Below are 17,956 nucleotides of genomic sequence, written 5' to 3'. Positions count from 1 at the left end.
GATGGGCGCATGACCACCACTGCAGCTGATCCAGCGCCCGCCCCCGGTTCCGGCAACACCTCCGGCACCCCGTCGGGTATCGCGCCCGAGCCCACTGACGAGAATGTCTGGCTCGAGGAGATTTACGGCGAGCAGCAGCTGGCCTGGGTGAAGGAGCAGAATTCCCGCACGGAGGACCTGCTGGAGGACGCCGATTACGTGGAACTCGAGAACGGCATCCTTGAGGTGCTGGACTCCACCGACCGGATCGCCATGGTGGGCAAGCGCGGCGACTGGTACTACAACTTCTGGAAAGACCAGCAGAACCCCAAGGGCCTCTGGCGGCGCACCACGTGGGACAGCTACTGCACGGAGACACCGGACTGGGACGTCCTGCTGGACATCGACGCCCTGTCCGCTGCTGAGGGCGAAGAATGGGTCTTCCACGGGGCAACCTTCCTCCGCCCTGCCCCCGGCGAGCCCTACCGGCTCGCGCTGCTGGCGCTGTCCCCTGATGGCGGCGACGCAAACCGCTACCGGGAGTACGACGTGGAAACACGCACGTTCGTGGACCCCGCGCGCGGCGGCTTTGACCTGCCGACGGCGAAGGGCAACGTCTCGTGGCTTGACGCGGACACGCTTCTGGTCGCTTCCACCGGCGGGGGACTTCCGAAAACGGCCTCCTCCTACGCCCGCACAGCCGTCACCCTCAAGCGTGGCGGCTCCCTGCCGGACGCGCCCCGCCTGTTCGAGGTCCCGGAGAACCACATGATGGCGGTGGTGGCCCACGACTCCACCCCGGGTTTTGAGCGGACCTTCGCCGTTGACTACATCGATTTCTACAACCGGAGCAACGCTGTCCTCCGGGACGGCTCGTGGGTGGTGATCGACGTTCCCACTGACGTCAACGTCAGCGCCCACCGCGAATGGCTGCTGTTCCGCCCGCAGCAGGACTGGCTGCTCAACGGGTCCACCTATTCCGCGGGCTCGCTCCTCGCCGCCCCGTTTGAGGACTACCTGGCCGGCTCTCGGGAGATTTCGGTACTGTTCGCTCCGGACGCCACCACGTCGCTGCAGTCCTGGAGCTGGACCCGGAACTTCCTGCTGCTCAACTTCCTGAAGGATGTGTCCTCCGAGATCCGCGTGCTGGACCCGTCGCGGCCAACGGGCGACACGGACGGAGCATGGGAGTCCACGCACCTTGACGCCTGCCCGCCGCTGCATGACGTCAACGCCTATGCCGTGGATGATGAAGACGAAGCCGACGGCGCCGGTGACGATTTCTGGCTCGTTGCCACGGGCTTCACTACCCCCAGCACGCTGATGCGCGGCACCTTGGAGCGCGCAGCATCGGGGACCCCGGGCGTAGTGAGCCGCCATGCCCCAGTCAAGACGTCGCCGTCGTTCTTCGCCGATGAAAACTACGAGGTGCAGCAACACTTCGCGGTTTCCGACGACGGAACCCGGGTTCCCTATTTCCAGGTCGCCTCCCGCGACCTTGCGCTGGACGGACAGAACCCCACCCAGCTCTCCGGCTACGGCGGCTTCGAAGTTTCCCGCACTCCCGCCTACAGCGGGACAGTGGGCAGGGCGTGGCTGGAACGCCGCACATCAGTGTCCGCCGTCACCAACGGGGCAGCGCCGCACTCGCGGGGCGGCGTGTACGTGGTGGCGAACATCCGCGGAGGCGGTGAGTACGGGCCGGGATGGCACCGGGCCGCACTCCAGGAGAACCGGCACAAGGCGTACCAGGACTTCGCGGCCGTTGCGCGCCACCTCATCTCCCGCGGCGTTACGTCGCCGGAGCGCCTGGGTTGCGTTGGCGGCTCCAACGGCGGACTCCTCGTGGGCAACATGCTGACGCAGTACCCCGAGCTGTTCGGGGCCGTATCCTGCGGCGTGCCGCTGCTGGACATGCGCCGCTACACCAAGCTGTCCGCCGGCCATTCGTGGATCGCCGAGTACGGTGACCCTGACGTCCCGGAGCAGTGGGAGTACATCAAGACTTTTTCGCCGTACCACCTGCTCAAGGACGGGGTGGAGTACCCGGAAACGTTCATCTGGACCGCCACTTCCGACGACCGTGTGGGCCCGGTGCAGGCCCGCAAGATGGCTGCCCGCATGTTGGCAATGGGCATCCCCAACGTCTGGTTCCATGAGGCCCTCGAGGGCGGCCACGCCGGAGCGTCGGACAACCGGCAGGCCGCTTCGCTGCAGGCCCGCAGCCAGCATTTCCTGTGGAAGGCACTGGCTGGCGGGACCCCGTAACGGTGGCCCTGGTGGTGCGGCGTGCAGTGGCAGCCGACGTGGAGCAGCTGGCGGAGGTCCATGTCCGCTGCTGGCAGGAGACGTACCGCGGCATGTTGTCCGAGGGATTTCTCGCGTCGCAGGGTCCCGAAACCCGGCTGCCGCTGTGGCGCCACCTCCTCGAGCCACCGGGGCAGGGGGAAGCATGGGTGGCCTCCGACGGCGGCACTGTCATTGGGTTCGCCGGTGTCCGGCACGTGCCCGCTGACGGATCACTGCACGAGGCCGGGCCGCCGCCGTCCGGGGAGCTGGAGTTGTGGGGGCTGTACCTGCTGGCATCGCACCAGGGGCTGGGCCTGGGGCGCCGTCTCCTGGAGGCAGCGCTGGGCAGCAACGCTGCGAGTTTGTGGGTGGCGGCTGAGAACGGGCGGGCCATCGGTTTTTACAGCCACTTCGGGTTCGCACCCGACGGCGCCGCGGACGTGATCCCCGACTGGGAGAACCTCCGCGAAATCAGGATGGTTCGGCCCGGGCAGGCCCCGCGGCCGTAAGCGCCACCCCCACCCGGCAAGGCCTGGCAGGCGCAGCGCAGCCCCGCGCCGCCCGTTTTGCACTGCGTGCCACGTTCTGCGTATCCTTGGTGGGCTAGGAATAGCAATTGGAGACGTGCCAGAGCGGCCGAATGGGCTTCACTGCTAATGAAGTGTGGGGCACAACTCCACCGGGGGTTCAAATCCCCCCGTCTCCGCGTTTGGCCCCGGTCCTGGACCGGGGCCTTTTGCGTGGAAAGATAAGCAGATGGCAGCAAGCAACACGGTGGACAACGCCGGCAGCACGCAGGCTTGGAGTCCCCGCCTGGCGCTGCTGGTGGCCGCCACCTTCTTTATGGAGTTCCTCGACGGCACCATCCTCACCACGGCCATTCCCAACATCGCTGCCGACTTCCGGGTCCCCGCGGCGGATGTCAACATCACCATGACGGCTTACCTGCTGACCGTTGCCATGGGCATCCCGCTCAGCGGCTGGCTGGCCGAACGGTTTGGCGCACGCCGAATCTTCTGCATCGCCATCACAATCTTCACCATTGCGTCCCTTGCCTGTTCGCTCAGCCAGGACCTTCCTGCGCTCACCATCAGCAGGATCGCACAGGGATTTGGCGGTGCCATGATGGTGCCGGTCGGAACCCTTCTGGTGCTGCGCGGAACGCCAAAATCAGAGCTTCTCCGCGCCACGGCATTCCTGGTGTGGCCGGGCCTGCTGGCACCGGTCCTGGCACCGTTGGTGGGCGGGGCCCTCACCACCTACCTGTCCTGGCACTGGATCTTCCTGATCAACCTTCCGCTGGGTGTTGCAGCGCTGGTTGCCGCACTGCGGCTGGTTCCGGCCGCTGCCGGTGACCGCAGGCGGCGGCTGGACTGGCTGGGGCTGTCCCTCACCACGCTCGGGGTGGGGGCGTTGGTGGTTGGACTCGAACTGGCGAGCACACACCCCGACGCCCCCTGGGCGGCCCTCAGCGCAGGGGCGGGTGCGGTGGCGGTGGCCGGTGCCGTGCACTGGATGCGGCGGACCCGCAATCCGCTCTTTGACCTCGGGGTGTTCCGCACCCGCACGTTCAGGGCCATGGCAACCGGCGGGTTCGCCTACCGGCTGACCATCAGCTCCGTCCCGTTCCTGCTGCCGCTGATGTTCCAGGCCGGGTTCGGCTGGTCACCGCTGCACGCAGGCGCCATGGTGGCGGCCGTCTTCATCGGAAACATCGGCATCAAGCCAGCCACCACACCCCTGATCCGGCGGTTCGGCTTCAAGGCGATGCTTGTGTTTGCCTCAGTTGCTTCTGCAGCCACCTTCGCGCTGTGCGCCCTGCTCACGGCGGAGACCCCCGAGCCGCTGACGTTCGCCCTGCTGGTCTGCAGCGGAGCCTTCCGCTCCATCGGCTTCTCAGCCTACGCATCGGTTCAGTACGCGGACATCGCACCGGCACAGCTCACCTCGGCAAACACTGTTTCTGCCACCCTGGTGCAGCTGGCCGCCGCGGCAGGCATTGCGGTGGGAGCCTTGCTGATCCGGCTGTTCGACGGACTCGGCACTTTCCCGGACGACTCGGCCGGACCCTTCCGCGGCGCCTTCCTGGCCATGGCGGTGCTGATGCTCGCCAGCACCGCCGACAGCCTGTTCCTGCCACGGCACGCCGGCGCGGAGGTCAGCCAGCGTAAAGCCCAGCGGGTCTAGTCACCCGGCCTGGGCGAGGACCAGCGGAAGGACAGCCCCCGCGCCTGCCTGCCGAAGGGCCCGCCCGGCCACCGTCAACGTCCACCGGCTGTCTGTCAGGTCATCGATCAGCATCACCGGCTGCCCCTGCACTGCGCCCAGGGCGGCTTCGAGCTCAGGGCCCACCACGAGCCGGTCCCACACCCCCGCGAGCCGGTAGGCGCTGTTGCCGCCACGGCCTCCCGTAGGACCGCCGTGCGCCAGCTGCAGCCCGCCCAGGTAGGGAATGCGCCCGATCTCCGAGATCCCCCGGGCCAGGGAGCCCACCAGCTCCGGCTTGCTCCGGGACGGAATGCTCACGATCGCGGCAGGCCGGCCAACTCCGCTCCAGCCAGGGTTGCGGCCATCACCGGTCCCCCATTCCCGCAGGACCTGCACGCAGGCCTGGAGCATAGCCGGATCCATGGGCCGGTCTTCAGCTCCCGACGCGAACAGACCGCGCAGGGCACCACCCCAGCCGAGGTCGGTCAGCCGGGCCAGGACGCGCCCCTCGGCGAGGCCTTCACCGGCCTTGAGCTTCCCCTTGACCGGGACGCCCAGGCGGTCCATGCCGCTGGGCCACTGGAGCCGGGCTTCGAGGACCCCGCCTGCCCTGCTGAGGGTCTGCCCGGCGGCCTGCGTGGCTGTTTCCGCGATGTCTGCCCGGAACCAGCGCCCGGCGCAGTTGTCGCAGCGGCCGCAGGCCCGGGCGGTTTCGTCGTCGAGGACGGAGGTGATGTATTCCATCCGGCACCCGGCAGTGTCCTGGTAAATCACCATCGAGTCCTGCTCGTCCACGCGCGCCTCGGCGATCCGCCGGTAGCGCTCGGCGTCGTAGATCCATGGCTGGCCGGTGGACCGCCATCCACCTCCCACCCGTTCCACGGCGCCGTCGACGGACAGGACTTTCAGCAGCAGTTCCAGCGGGGTGCGGCGGAGGTCGACGCGTGCTTCCAGGGCCACCGTGGACAGCGCACTGCCCGCTTCGGCCAAAGCTGTGAGGACGGCCGCCGCTTTCTCCTCGGAGGGCATGGACGCCGTGGCGAAGTACTGCCAGATGTCGCGGTCCTCTGAGCCCGGAAGCAACAGGACATCGGCGTTGGCTGCACCACGGCCGGCACGGCCCACCTGCTGGTAATAGGCCACCGGGGACGACGGCGCTCCGAGGTGGACCACAAAGCCCAGGTCAGGTTTGTCAAAACCCATCCCCAGGGCCGAGGTTGCCACCAGGGCCTTGACCTGGTTGTCCTTCAGCAGCTGCTCGGCGCGCTCCCTGTCCGCTGGATCGGTCCGTCCGGTGTAGGCCAGCACGTCGTGCCCGGCTTCGGCGAGGAGCCGGGCGGTGTCCTCCGCCGCCGACACGGTAAGGGTGTAGATGATGCCGCTTCCGGGCAGATCGGCCAGATGCGTCAGGAGCCAGCCCAGGCGCTGCTTCGAGTCCGGCAAAGACAGGACGCCCATCCGCAGCGAATCACGCCCCAGGGAACCTCGGATGGTGAGGACTTGGTCCCCAAGCTGCTCCTCGATATCGTGTACCACCCGCGAGTTGGCCGTGGCGGTGGTGGCCAGCACCGGAACCGTGTCCGGCAGCTGGGTGATCAAGTCCGCGATCCGCCGGTAGTCGGGGCGGAAATCGTGGCCCCAGTCGGAGATGCAGTGGGCCTCGTCGATAACCAGCAGGCCGGTCCGCCGGATAAGCTCCGGCAGCTGGGTTTCGCGGAAGGCCGGGTTGGTGAGCCGCTCCGGTGAGACCAGCAGCACGTCCACCTGGTCCGCGGCGAGCTGTTCACGGACGGTGTCCCATTCCAGCTGGTTGGCGGAGTTGATGGCCACGGCACGGACGCCGGCCCGGGCAGCGGCGGCCACCTGGTCCCGCATCAGGGCAAGCAGGGGCGAAACGATGAGGGTGGGCCCGGCGCCGCGGCGCCGCAACAGCAGCGAAGCCACAAAGTAGACGGCCGACTTGCCCCAGCCGGTGCGCTGGACCACCAAAGCCCGCCGGCCGCCGTCGACCAGCGCCTCAATGGCTTCAAACTGCCCCTCATGGAAGGCGGCCCCGGGGTGCCCCACGAGCTCGCGGAGCACTTCCAGTGCCTGATGGTGGGTTGCGGAGGCAGGACCGGCGGAGGGGGCTGCGGAACGGGGCGGAAGACCGTCCAAATTCCGGGCAGGGTCAGAAATTGCTGGGGCGTGCTGGTTATTGACCATTGATTCAGTATCCCAGCCGCCCCTGACACCCGGCACCGGCCGCAGCTCTTCTGTGGAAAGTGCGGGAACATCGCGGTCCCGCGAACCGCCGTCGTCATATACAGGGCTTCCAAACCTGTCCTCCACAGGCAGTTCCGCCGTCCACGTAAGATAAAGCCCGTGACTAGCGAACAGACAACGACTTTTGACCTTTCGGCATCCTTCAAGGCGTACGACGTCCGTGGCATTGTGGGCGAATCAATTACGGCCGAAATCGTCGAAGCCGTGGGGGCCGCGTTTGTGGATGTCCTGCAGCTCAAGGGCCAGACCATCCTGGTGGGCGGCGACATGCGCCCCTCCTCCCCCGAGTTCAGCAAGGCCTTCGCCAACGGTGCAACTGCCCGCGGCGCCGACGTTGAGCTCCTGGACCTGATCTCCACTGACGAGCTCTACTTCGCCTGCGGCCACCTTAACCGTGCCGGCGCCACGTTCACCGCCAGCCACAACCCCGCGGGCTACAACGGCATCAAGATGTCCAAGGCCGGAGCAGTGCCCATCTCCTCCGAAACCGGGCTCAAGGACATCCAGACCCTCGCCGAGCAGTACCTCAACACCGGCTCCATCCCGGCCGCCGAAACCCGTGGACAGATCAGCGTCCGGGACGTCCTGAAGGACTACTCCGAATACCTGCGCAAGCTCGTGGACCTGTCCGCCTCCCGCCCCTTGAAGGTGGTCGTGGACGCCGGCAACGGCATGGCCGGCCTCACCACCCCGGCAGTGCTGGGTGATGCTTTGCTCCCCAAGCTGCCCCTGGACATCGTTCCCCTGTACTTCGAGCTGGACGGCTCTTTCCCCAACCACCCCGCCAATCCGCTTGAGCCGGAAAACCTCCGCGACCTGCAGGCGGCAGTACTCCAGCATGGCGCCGACCTCGGACTGGCTTTCGACGGCGACGCTGACCGCTGCTTCGTCATCGACGAGAAGGGCGAGCCCGTCTCGCCGTCGGCCATCACCGGGATGGTGGCCCGCCGCGAAATCGCCCGCGCCAAGGCCCAGGGCGAAGCTATCCCCACCATCATCCACAACCTCCTGACGTCCCGCGCAGTTCCTGAACTGGTGGAAAACGACGGCGGCCGGGCGGTACGTACCCGGGTGGGCCACTCCTTCATCAAGGCAGTCATGGCGGAGGAAGGAGCGGTGTTCGGCGGAGAACACTCGGCGCACTTCTACTTCCGCGACTTCTGGAACGCGGACACGGGGATGCTCGCGGCAATGCACGTCCTGGCCGCCCTGGGTGAGCAGGACGGACCGCTGTCCGAGCTGGGCCGCGAGTACGAGCCCTACGTATCTTCGGGCGAAATCAACTCCGAAGTGGAGGACAAGGCCGCGGCAGTGGAGCGGGTGCGCCTCGCTTTTGCGGACGAGGACCTCACCATCGACGGGATGGACGGGAGCACGTTTACGGCCAACGACGGCAGCTACTGGTTCAACCTGCGCCCGTCCAACACCGAGCCGTTCCTCCGGCTTAACGCCGAGGCCACGGACCGCGCCACCATGGAACGTGTCCGGGACCGCGTGCTGTCGATTGTCCGGGCTTAGTCCAGGCATGGCTGAGGACACCGGATTGGACGCCGGAAAAGGTACCCCCGCGCAGGCGTCCTGGCGGGACTCCGTCCCGGAGAGCACGGCCACTGACCTCGAAAACCTTTTGGGTACCGGTATCAGCGCTGCCCAGGAACAGCTCCAGCGCAACGGCGGATTCCTGCCCTTCGCCCTGACAGTGCAGAACGACGGCGAGGTACGCCTGGTTGCTGTTTCCCCGGCGGATGCGCAGGAAGGCTCAGGCGGCGACTTTGACGCCGATGCCATGATCAGCGACCTCACCGCCCTGCTGCGTCAAAACCGGGAAGACTTCCGGGCCGCCGCCGTGGTCTGCGACATTTTGCTGGTGGAGGAGGACTCGGACGCCATCCATGTGGCCACCGAGCACCGCGAGGGCCCGGTGTTCGCAGCCGTCCTGCCTTACGCCGCCGACGCCGCCACGCGGACCTGGGAATTCGGCGAGCTTGCCGCTGACTCCAGCGAGCCCGTTATCTGGGTGGACTAGACCGGCGCACGGCCATGAAGATCAACGCTTTTGCTGATGTGAGCCTGCGGGCCCTGATGGTGCTGGCAGCCGCCCCTGCCGGCACCCTGCTCACCACACAAAACGTTGCGGACACGGTGGGAACGCCGTACAACCACGTCAGCAAGGCGATGGCAAAACTGCGCAACCTCGGGCTGATTGAGGTGGAGCGCGGCCGGACCGGCGGTTCGCGGTTGAGCCACGCGGGCCGGGTCGCCACGGTTGGCCGGATCCTCCGCCAGCTCGATACCCGCGCCGACGCAGCAGACTGCGTTGCCCCCGGCGGCAACTGCCCGCTTATCAACGAGTGCAAGCTCAGGTCCGCCCTGTCCCGCGCCCGTGAGGCGTTCTACCGCGAGCTCGACGACGTGGTGATCGCTGATCTTCCTGCCTCCCGGCAGATGGCTCCGGTCTTCGAGATGATCGGACTGCGTCCCGGGCTTTAGGCGCCTGCCCGGAGCTTCTTCCTCCGCTGTTACGCGACCCCAAACGTTGTGGCCCGCACGATTTGATCCCAAGTTCTACGGCGTGTAGAACTTGGGATACGAATACAGGCATTTCTTCTGCAGGTATTCGACAAGGCCGGACGAAGGCCCCGGTCGCTACCTCAGGAGTTCCCATGCTCTCGGACAAATCCCGCCCGGTCATCGAGGCCACGCTGCCTCTTGTCGGGTCACGCATCAGCGAGATTACCCCCAAGTTCTACCAGCGGCTGTTCGCCGCCCATCCTGAACTCCTGGACGGCCTGTTCAGCCGCTCCAACCAGCGCTCGGGCAACCAGCAGCAGGCGCTGGCCGGCAGCATCGCGGCGTTCGCATCACACCTCGTTAACAACCCGGGAACCCTCCCCGAGACAGTCCTTTCGCGCATCGCCCACCGGCACGCGTCCCTAGGCATCACCGAACCGCAGTACCAGGTGGTCTACGAGCACCTGTTCGCTGCGATCGCCGAGGACCTGGCAGAAGTCATCACCCCGGACATCGCGGAAGCGTGGACCGAGGTGTACTGGCTCATGGCGGACGCGTTGATCAAACTCGAGAAGGCACTGTACGCCGGCCAGGCGAACGACAGGATGTGGATGCCGTGGCGGGTCACTGCAAAGACTCCCGCAGGCGCCGGCTCCATGACCTTCACCCTGGAGCCCGCAGACGGTACCCCGGTCACGCCGGCGCTCCCGGGCCAGTACATCAGCGTCAAGGTGGTCCTGCCGGAAGGCCTTCGCCAGGTGCGCCAGTATTCGCTGTCCGGCGAGGCCGGGACCAGCCGCAGCTTCACCACAAAGCTGGACGACGGCGGAGAGGTCTCCCCGGTCCTTCACACCAGCGTGCAGGTGGGCGACATCCTGGAGATCTCCACCCGTACGGCGAGATCACCCTCAAGGACGGCGACGGACCGGTGGTGCTGGCTTCCGCCGGCATCGGCTGCACACCTACCGCCTCCATCCTCCGGTCCCTGGCAGAGTCAGGAACCGGCCGGCAGGTGCTGGTGCTGCACGCGGAAAGCACCCTCGACAGCTGGGCGCTGCGCAGCCAAATGACGGACGACGTCGAACGCCTGGACGGTGCCGAGCTGCAGCTGTGGCTGGAACAGCCCGAGGCGGGGGCCAGGGAAGGGTTTATGTCCCTGCGCGAAGTGGACCTTCCGGCGGATGCGTCCCTCTACCTCTGCGGGCCGCTGCCGTTTATGAAGAACATCCGCAACGAGGCCATTAACGCCGGCATTCCGGCCACCCGGATCCACTACGAGGTCTTCGGCCCGGATATCTGGCTCGCAAGCTGAATTCCCACTGGGCCGATGGGGAACGACGGCGGCCCCGCACCTTCAAATCTCAAGGTGCGGGGCCGCCGTCGTACTTGGATGCTTAGCCCAGACGGGACTTCAGGCTGGTGAGCTCAGACTGCAGCGCATCGGGCAGGGACCCGCCGAAGTTGGCGAACCATTCCTCGATGGAGGCGAGCTCCTTGGACCATTCCGCGGGGTCCACCTTGACTGCCTCTTCCACCTGCGCGGGGGTCATGTCCAGTCCCTCGAGGTCGATGGCGTCACCGGTGGGCACGAAGCCGATGGGGGTTTCGACGGCGTCTGCCTTGCCTTCGAGCCGCTCGATGGCCCACTTGAGGACACGGGCGTTGTCGCCGAAGCCTGGCCAGGCGAAGCCGCCCTCGGAATTGCGGCGGAACCAGTTGACCAGGAAGATCTTGGGCAGCCGCTCGGGGTTGGCCTTGGCGGAGAGGTTGACCCAGTGGTTCAGGTAGTCGCCGGCGTCGTAGCCAATGAAGGGCAGCATGGCCATCGGGTCGCGGCGGACCACACCCACGGCACCAGCTGCGGCAGCAGTGGTTTCCGAGGACAGGGTTGCGCCCATAAAGATGCCGTTGGACCAGCTGCGGGCCTCGGTGACCAGCGGGATGGTGGTCTTGCGCCGGCCACCGAACAGGATGGCAGAAAGTTCCACACCGTTGGGGCTGTGGTACTCCTCGGCCAGCATGTCGATCTGGTCGATCGGCGTGCAGAACCGGGAGTTGGGGTGGGCCGCCGGCTTGTCCGAGTCCGGCGTCCAGGAGTTGCCCTGCCAGTCCGTCAGGTGGGCCGGCACCTCGTCGGTCATGCCCTCCCACCAGACACCGCCGTCGTCGGTCAGTGCAACATTGGTGAAGATGCTGTTGCCCTTGGCGATGGCGCGCATGGCATTGGGGTTGGTGCCCCAGCCTGTGCCCGGGGCAACGCCGAAGAGGCCTGCTTCAGGGTTGACGGCGCGCAGTTCGCCTTCCTTGCCGAACCGCATCCAGGTGATGTCGTCGCCGAGGGTTTCGACCTTCCAGCCCTTGATGGTGGGATCAAGGAGGGCAAGGTTGGTCTTGCCGCAGGCGGAGGGGAAGGCAGCGGAGACGTAGTACGTCTTCTGTTCGGGCGAGGTGAGCTTGAGGATCAGCATGTGCTCGGCCAGCCAGCCCTCATCGCGCGCCATAACGGAGGCGATGCGCAGGGCGTAGCACTTCTTGCCCAGCAGCGCGTTGCCGCCGTAGCCCGAGCCAAAGGACCAGATGGACCGCTCTTCGGGGAAGTGGACAATCCACTTGTCCGGGTTGCAGGGCCAGGGGACGTCCGCCTGGCCGGCTTCCAGCGGCGCACCCAGGGAGTGAAGGGCGGGGACGTAGAACGCGTTCGTTTCGGTGATGCGGTTCAGGACGTCGGTGCCGATGCGGGCCATGATGCGCATGGATGCGACAACGTAGGCACTGTCCGTGATTTCGACGCCGAACTTGGGGTCCTCGGCGTCGAGGTGGCCCATAACGAACGGAATGACGTACATGGTCCGGCCCCGCATGGATCCGGCGAACAGGCCGCGAAGCTTGTCCTTCATCGCTGCCGGCGCCATCCAGTTGTTCGTAAACCCGGCGTCATGCTCCTTCTCGGAGCAAATGAAGGTCTGCTCCTCCACGCGGGCCACGTCAGCGGGATCGGAGAAGGCCGCGAATGAGTTGGGGAACAGTTCCTGGTTCAGGCGGGTCAGTGTTCCTGCTGCCACCAGCTCGTCAGTGAGGCGGGTGTTCTCCTCTTCGGAGCCGTCAACCCAGTAGATCCGGTCCGGCTGCGTAAGCTCAGCAACCTCTTCGACCCATGCCAGCAGACCGGCATGTGTGGTGGGTGCTTTCTCAAGCAGCGGCTTCTGCGCCAGATCGCCCATTTCGGTTCCCTTCCTCGGGTTCATCGGTGTGTGCTAAATGCTATGGTCCGGACCACTCGAGTTTTTTGGACGTATGCTGAGCATTCTGGGCCCGAAGAATCCGTTTCCGCGGAAATTCAAGGAACTTCAGGCTCAAATCGTACAATAAAGTGACGAAGGTCACCTATACCGGTCTAGTTGCTGAGATTACACCGCCTTCGATTTGGCATCGCACCCAACCCTCGCGTAAAGTAATTCGAGGTTCAGGGAGTGCGGTTCTTCTCCCGGACACAAGATGCGCCCATAGCTCAGCTGGATAGAGCGTCTGTCTACGGAACAGAAGGTCAGGGGTTCGAATCCCTTTGGGCGCACAGACAAGGTCCGCACCGGTTCGCCGGTGCGGACCTTTTGCGTTGTGCAGGCTCTTGCTTCGCGCCGGGCGGGCCGCCCCATTCGTTACGCCACTTGGCGGCCGCGGCACTTTTCCCATTCAGTCCCGGAAGCCGATCCCCGGCGTAGGCTTTCCCCATGATGCCCGAGGCAATTTCGCGTGAGTTTGATGTTGTAGTGATCGGCGGCGGCGCCGTGGGGGAAAACGTCGCGGACCGGGTGGTACAGGGCGGCCTTACGGCCGTGCTGGTGGAGGCGGAACTGGTGGGCGGCGAGTGCTCCTACTGGGCATGCATGCCGTCGAAGGCCCTGCTCCGCCCGGGCACCGCCCTCCACGGGGCGCAGACCGCACCCGGCGCCAAGGAGGCAGTGACCCGGACCCTCGACGCCGCAGCCGTGCTCAAGCGCCGGGATGCTCTCACGTCCAACTGGCAGGACGACGGACAGGTCAAGTGGGTGGAGGACACCGGAATCGAACTGATCCGGGGCCATGCATGGCTGACGGCACCCCGGTCGGTCGACGTCGCAGGACTCAACGGCGACTCCTACCGGCTCCAGGCGCGTCATGCGGTGGTACTGGCCACCGGCTCAGCGCCCAACTCTCCCCCCGTCAAGGGGCTCGAGGACGTGCAGGTATGGGGCACCCGGGAGGCGACCTCGGCCAAGGAAGTGCCGCCACGGCTGGCAGTGCTGGGTGGCGGGGTCGCCGGCACGGAAATGGCCCAGGCCTATGCCCGGCTGGGCTCGGCGGTAACGCTGGTGGCACGCAGCGGGCTGCTCCGGAGCTTCCCCGCGGAAGCAGCAGACCTGGTTGCGGCCGGGCTGCGTGCCGACGGCGTCGAGATCCGGCTCAACACGCACGTCGAAAGCATCGGCGGGAACGACGACGGGACACTGAGCCTGCACCTCGGTGACGGTTCCAGAGTGACTGCCGAAAAGGTCCTGGTGGCCACAGGGCGCCATCCGGCACTGGAAGGCCTGGGGCTGGAGAGCGTGGGTTTCGAGCCGGATGAGGAAGGGCACCTCACCCTCACCACTGACAATTCGGGGCTGGTGGAAGGAGTTCCCGGCGGGGAGTCCTGGCTTTACGCAGTAGGCGACGCCGCCGGAAAGAACCTGTTCACCCACCAGGGGAAATACGGTGCCCGCGCCACCGGAGACGCTATTGCCGCCAGGGCCAAGGGGGAGCTGGAAGGGCCGGCCAGCGATTGGAGCCGCTTCGCACAGACTGCCAACGAACATGCAGTACCCAGTGTGGTTTTTACCGATCCGGAGCTTGCCGCCGTCGGCCGCACCTTGCAGGCCGCACACAGGGATGGCTACAACGCTTCGTCAGTGGAACTTCCCATCCAGGTGGCCGGGTCCTCGCTGCACTCCGAGAGTTACGAGGGGTGGGCGCAACTTGTTGTGGACGAGGACCGCAAAGTCCTCCTGGGCGCGACGTTCGCCGGACCGGACGTAGCGGAACTCCTGCACGCAGCCACTATCGCGGTGGTGGGCGAAGTGCCCCTGGACCGGCTGTGGCACGCAGTCCCCTCGTATCCCACCATCAGCGAGGTCTGGCTGCGGCTGCTGGAAAAGTACGGCTTGTAGTCTCTATTTGAACTGACTGGTCAGTTTTACTAGACTGGAGCGCAGAACACGTCTGTGAAAGGCCCTCTTGCTCCTAGCTCAGCAGCTCCACGTCCACGGCCGCCGGGACCCCCTGCTCCCCGCGACATCCCTCCACGCCAGCCGCGGGGACCTGACCCTCGTTACCGGGGAACGGCAGGACCACCGCACGGCACTGGCACTGGTTATCAGCGGCCGGATGAAAGCCAACGGGGGCTCCGTCAGCTGGGACGGCAGCCGGGGAATCAAACCGCTCCGCCTGGTGAGTGCATTGGTCGACGCCCATGGCGTCAACGAGCCCGAGCCCCACCTCAACGTGCGGGACCTGGTGACGGAGGACCTGGCCCTGATCCCGCGCCGCTACCGGGGCGCCCTGCTCAGCAGTCCATGGCTCAAGGTGAACAGCTTTGAGGACATCGCGGACCTGTGGACCGAGCAGCTCGTCCCGTCCCGCCGGCTGGAGCTCCTGACGGCGCTGGCACTGGCCAACCCGCGTACGGACTTGCTGGTGGTGGACTCCCCCGACCGGCACGGCGCAGGATCCGAAAGCTGGCTGCCGCGCCTGCAGCAGCTGGCGTCCGACGCCGGCCGGCCGCTCGCCGTCGTGGCCACGGTGGCTGCCCTGCCGCCGTCCTGGTCCGGGCCTGCCGCCACGATAGGCAACGCGGTGCCGCGGGAGCCCGCACCCGAAGCGGGAGCCGGGCCGGAAGGCCACACTGCCGCCCCTGAATTCGCACTCGAACGTGAGGATGCCAAGTGACAGTACTGCGGCTGGCCCGCTCCGAGCTCAAGCGGATGACCGGCGGGCTGCTGCCGAAGTTGACCATCCTCGCCCTGATTATGGTTCCCCTGCTGTACGGGGCCGTATACCTCTACGCCAACTGGGATCCGTACGGCAACCTGGACCAGATCGACGCCGCGCTGGTGGTGGAGGACACCGGCGCCACCGCCAGCGACGGTGCGGAGCTCCGGGCGGGCGAGGAGGTGGCGGAAAGCCTGGTGGAGGGCAACGTCTTCCACTGGATCCCGTTGGCCGGCGCGAATGAGGCGGACGAGGGCGTGGCCAGCGGAAAATACGCTTTTGCGCTGAAGATACCGCAGGACTTTTCCGCCCACCTCGTATCCCCCGGCAGCTTTGACTCCGCCAGCCAGGCCATGCTCAACGTCACCACCAACGATGCCAACAACTATCTGCTGAGCACCATCGTGGACAAGTTGACCACTTCCGTGCACAGCACTGTTGCCGCCGACGTCGGAGAAGAGACCGCCAACCAGCTGCTTACGGGCTTCGGCACCATTCATACGCAGATGGTCAGGGCCGCAGACGGTGCCGGCCGGCTCGCCGACGGCGTGGCCGCGCTCCGGGACGGAACGGCCGCCCTTCACGACGGCACTGCCGCCCTGAGCAGCGGGGCCGACGGGCTCCACGCCGGCCAGCTCAGACTTCGCGACGGCGCCAACCAGCTGACCGACGGCGCCGGCCAGCTGAGCAGCGGGCTTTCCGTCCTCAAGGACAAGACAGCAACGTTGCCCGGCGACTCCCAGACACTGGCCGCCGGCGCCGCGGAGGTGGCCGCCGGAAACGCGCAGCTGAACACGAAGATCCAGGACGTGGCGGCCCAGCTGGAGGCCGCGGACCAGGGACTTCGGACCAGGGTGGTGGAGTCAAACACCAGGCTGGTTGCTGCCGGAGTCCTCACGCAAGCCCAGGCGGACAGCATCCTTGCGGATTTCGACTCGATGGCGGCCTCCAACCCGGTGGCAGCAGCCAAAACGAAGATCCAAACGGATGCTGCACAGATTCAGCAGCTGGCTGACGGTGCAGAATCCGTCAGTGTGGGTGCAGCCCAGCTGGCCGCCGGCACCCCGGCATTGAAAGAGGCCGTCCTCCAGGCATCCGCAGGTGCGGACCAGCTGCATACCGGCGCGGCCACGCTGGCTACCGGTCAGCAGACGGCGGTGGACGGCGCCTCCGCCCTGGCGGAGGGGGCCCGCAAGCTCGACGCCGGCGCAGCGCAGCTCGGGGAAGGGGCGGGCTCAGCCGCAGCCGGGTCCCGGACCCTGGCGGACGAGATTGGCAGCGGTGCGGGGCAGGTGCCAAACCCTGACGACGCCCAGAAGAGCAACCTCTCCCGCGTTATCGCCGACCCTGTGGCCGTCAGTAACGTTTCGCAGGCGAAGGCCGGATCCTATGGCGCTGGACTTGCACCGTTTTTCCTCACCCTCGCCCTGTGGATCGGCATCTTAATGCTGATCCAGGCAATGCGGCCCCTGACGCAGAGGGCGTTGGCGTCCAACGCCCGTTCCTGGAAGATCGCCGTGGGCGGCTGGCTGCCCTTCCTTGCCGTTTCGGTTGTCCAGGCCACCCTCCTCACCCTCGTGGTCAACCTCGCGCTGGGCCTCGACGCCGCCCATCCCGTGCTGATGTGGCTCTTTATGCTGGCTGCGGCCATGGCCTTCAGCGCCATCATCCAGGGCATCGTGGCATTGCTGGGTTCCCCCGGCAAACTTGTGGTGCTGATCCTGCTGGTCCTCCAACTGGTGTCCTCGGGCGGCACCTTCCCCTGGCAAACCACGCCGCAGCCCCTCCACGTGGTGCACGAGATCCTGCCCATGGGATATGTGGTTACCGGGATGAGGCACCTGATCTACGGGGCTGACCTGTCGATGATTGTCCCCACCGTGCTGGGACTCGCCGGGTACACAGCGCTCGGGCTGGCAATGTCCACCCTCGCCGTCCGCAAAGGCAAGTACTGGACGCTCACGACGCTAAAACCGGAGATAGCAGTATGAGCTCCCGGAATGCCGACCCGGGGCGGGCGGGCCCGGAGCCAGCCAAGAAACTCCGCCCTGCCCGGACCACTGCCACCCGGCAGAAGCTTTTTGACGCCTCCATGGAACTGATCGGTGAGCGCGGCGCGGCCGGCGTGACCGTGGACGAAATTGCGGCTGCCGCGGGTGTCTCGAAGGGAACCGTCTACTACAATTTCGGCAGCAAATCCGACCTCATTGCCCAGTTGCTGCGGCATGGCGTGGACATCCTCAAAGGCCGCCTGCTGGAGGCACCTGAGGAGGCGGTGCCCGAAGGCGGGGCTTCAGTCAGCGGGCCAGCCGGCGGCGGTACCCGCCAGGACCCTTTGCTGGCGATGGAAGCCATGATCGGGCAGGCCATGGATTTTATGGCTGAGTACCCGTCCTTTGCCCGCCTTTGGGTTAGTGAAAACTGGCGTACGCCCAGCGAGTGGCAGGGGACGTTCACGCTCCTGCGGGCCGAGCTCCTGGCAGTCATTGGGGACGCTGTGGAAGACGTGGCCAGGGCGTACCCGGTGGATCCTGGCGTTTCACGGGGCAGCCTGGAAACAGCCGTCTTTGGCGCTTGCTTTGTAGTAGGGCTTGACCGGCAGACGTACAACCCCGAGCGCACCCGTGACCAAAGCGTTGCAGCAATCATGGCCATAATGCGCGGCTACGTACTGAAGCCGTCCCCTCCTCGGGGATGATGG

General features: G+C 66.5%; 12 protein-coding genes, 2 tRNA genes and 1 pseudogene. 13 read left to right on the top strand and 2 right to left on the bottom strand.

Annotation, left to right across the window (positions count from 1 at the left end; genetic code table 11):
* Nucleotides 1-9: 9 nt before the first annotated feature.
* The 4 genes from ACFVYC_RS20420 (at nucleotide 10) to ACFVYC_RS20405 (ending at nucleotide 4,455) form a co-directional block, all read left to right on the top strand.
* Nucleotides 10-2,247 carry a prolyl oligopeptidase family protein gene (locus tag ACFVYC_RS20420; RefSeq protein WP_387553700.1) on the top strand — a complete coding sequence of 746 codons (2,238 nt, stop codon included), beginning with the start codon at nucleotides 10-12 and terminating at the stop codon, nucleotides 2,245-2,247.
* A complete protein-coding gene (locus tag ACFVYC_RS20415) occupies nucleotides 2,217-2,777 on the top strand; it encodes a GNAT family N-acetyltransferase (RefSeq protein WP_387553698.1) in 561 nt (186 codons plus the stop codon). The genes ACFVYC_RS20420 and ACFVYC_RS20415 overlap by 31 nt, the downstream gene beginning before the upstream one ends.
* A gap of 109 nt (nucleotides 2,778-2,886) precedes the next feature.
* Nucleotides 2,887-2,974: transfer RNA gene (locus tag ACFVYC_RS20410), tRNA-Ser, on the top strand.
* A 50-nt stretch (nucleotides 2,975-3,024) separates the two neighbouring features.
* On the top strand, nucleotides 3,025-4,455 hold the full coding sequence (locus tag ACFVYC_RS20405) for an MFS transporter (protein WP_387553696.1): 1,431 nt from the start codon (nucleotides 3,025-3,027) through the stop codon (nucleotides 4,453-4,455).
* Here ACFVYC_RS20405 and ACFVYC_RS20400 read toward each other — a convergent pair whose 3' ends face one another.
* On the bottom strand, nucleotides 4,456-6,681 hold the full coding sequence (locus tag ACFVYC_RS20400) for a RecQ family ATP-dependent DNA helicase (protein ID WP_387553694.1): 2,226 nt from the start codon (nucleotides 6,679-6,681) through the stop codon (nucleotides 4,456-4,458).
* A 159-nt stretch (nucleotides 6,682-6,840) separates the two neighbouring features.
* Between ACFVYC_RS20400 and ACFVYC_RS20395 the strand changes: the two genes are divergently transcribed.
* The 4 genes and pseudogenes from ACFVYC_RS20395 (at nucleotide 6,841) to ACFVYC_RS20380 (ending at nucleotide 10,564) form a co-directional block, all read left to right on the top strand.
* Nucleotides 6,841-8,259, top strand: a complete 1,419-nt coding sequence (locus tag ACFVYC_RS20395) for a phosphomannomutase/phosphoglucomutase (RefSeq protein ID WP_387553692.1) — start codon at nucleotides 6,841-6,843, stop codon at nucleotides 8,257-8,259.
* A gap of 7 nt (nucleotides 8,260-8,266) precedes the next feature.
* The gene (locus ACFVYC_RS20390) at nucleotides 8,267-8,767 is read left to right on the top strand and encodes a hypothetical protein (protein ID WP_387553690.1); all 501 of its coding nucleotides are present in this window, start codon (nucleotides 8,267-8,269) and stop codon (nucleotides 8,765-8,767) included.
* Nucleotides 8,768-8,781: 14 nt separating this feature from the next.
* Nucleotides 8,782-9,231 carry an RrF2 family transcriptional regulator gene (locus ACFVYC_RS20385; protein ID WP_387553689.1) on the top strand — a complete coding sequence of 150 codons (450 nt, stop codon included), beginning with the start codon at nucleotides 8,782-8,784 and terminating at the stop codon, nucleotides 9,229-9,231.
* Nucleotides 9,232-9,404: 173 nt separating this feature from the next.
* Nucleotides 9,405-10,564: pseudogene (locus ACFVYC_RS20380) on the top strand (globin domain-containing protein).
* A gap of 82 nt (nucleotides 10,565-10,646) precedes the next feature.
* Here the strand turns inward: ACFVYC_RS20380 and ACFVYC_RS20375 are convergent.
* Complete coding sequence (locus ACFVYC_RS20375) at nucleotides 10,647-12,473, bottom strand: phosphoenolpyruvate carboxykinase (GTP) (RefSeq protein ID WP_387553745.1); 1,827 nt, start codon at nucleotides 12,471-12,473, stop codon at nucleotides 10,647-10,649.
* 276 nt (nucleotides 12,474-12,749) lie between these two features.
* Between ACFVYC_RS20375 and ACFVYC_RS20370 the strand changes: the two genes are divergently transcribed.
* From ACFVYC_RS20370 to ACFVYC_RS20350, 5 genes are all read left to right on the top strand, one after another.
* Nucleotides 12,750-12,823 (top strand) — tRNA-Arg (locus ACFVYC_RS20370).
* Between the two features lie 157 nt (nucleotides 12,824-12,980).
* Complete coding sequence (locus tag ACFVYC_RS20365; RefSeq protein WP_387553688.1) at nucleotides 12,981-14,435, top strand: dihydrolipoyl dehydrogenase family protein; 1,455 nt, start codon at nucleotides 12,981-12,983, stop codon at nucleotides 14,433-14,435.
* A gap of 67 nt (nucleotides 14,436-14,502) precedes the next feature.
* Nucleotides 14,503-15,213, top strand: coding sequence for an ABC transporter ATP-binding protein (locus tag ACFVYC_RS20360; protein WP_387553686.1), 711 nt, complete (start codon nucleotides 14,503-14,505; stop codon nucleotides 15,211-15,213).
* On the top strand, nucleotides 15,210-17,246 hold the full coding sequence (locus ACFVYC_RS20355; RefSeq protein ID WP_387553684.1) for a YhgE/Pip family protein: 2,037 nt from the start codon (nucleotides 15,210-15,212) through the stop codon (nucleotides 17,244-17,246). Before ACFVYC_RS20360 ends, ACFVYC_RS20355 begins: the two co-directional genes overlap by 4 nt.
* Nucleotides 17,243-17,953: a TetR/AcrR family transcriptional regulator gene (locus ACFVYC_RS20350; protein ID WP_387553682.1), complete on the top strand. Its 711-nt coding sequence runs from the start codon at nucleotides 17,243-17,245 to the stop codon at nucleotides 17,951-17,953. Before ACFVYC_RS20355 ends, ACFVYC_RS20350 begins: the two co-directional genes overlap by 4 nt.
* Nucleotides 17,954-17,956: the final 3 nt, after the last annotated feature.

Source organism: Pseudarthrobacter sp. NPDC058329 (genome assembly GCF_042879835.1).
Classification (GTDB): Bacteria; Actinomycetota; Actinomycetes; order Actinomycetales; family Micrococcaceae; genus Arthrobacter.
This window is presented reverse-complemented; position numbering and strand designations above follow the sequence as displayed.

Bases quoted from the DNA above. Each gene is read 5' to 3' on its own strand.
- ACFVYC_RS20365 (WP_387553688.1), top strand. From the start codon at position 12,981: ATGATGCCCGAGGCAATTTCGCGTGAGTTTGATGTTGTAGTGATCGGC.
- ACFVYC_RS20405 (WP_387553696.1), top strand. From the start codon at position 3,025: ATGGCAGCAAGCAACACGGTGGACAACGCCGGCAGCACGCAGGCTTGG.
- ACFVYC_RS20385 (WP_387553689.1), top strand. From the start codon at position 8,782: ATGAAGATCAACGCTTTTGCTGATGTGAGCCTGCGGGCCCTGATGGTG.
- ACFVYC_RS20420 (WP_387553700.1), top strand. From the start codon at position 10: ATGACCACCACTGCAGCTGATCCAGCGCCCGCCCCCGGTTCCGGCAAC.
- ACFVYC_RS20400 (WP_387553694.1), bottom strand. From the start codon at position 6,681: ATGGTCAATAACCAGCACGCCCCAGCAATTTCTGACCCTGCCCGGAAT.
- ACFVYC_RS20350 (WP_387553682.1), top strand. From the start codon at position 17,243: ATGAGCTCCCGGAATGCCGACCCGGGGCGGGCGGGCCCGGAGCCAGCC.
- ACFVYC_RS20390 (WP_387553690.1), top strand. From the start codon at position 8,267: ATGGCTGAGGACACCGGATTGGACGCCGGAAAAGGTACCCCCGCGCAG.
- ACFVYC_RS20375 (WP_387553745.1), bottom strand. From the start codon at position 12,473: ATGGGCGATCTGGCGCAGAAGCCGCTGCTTGAGAAAGCACCCACCACA.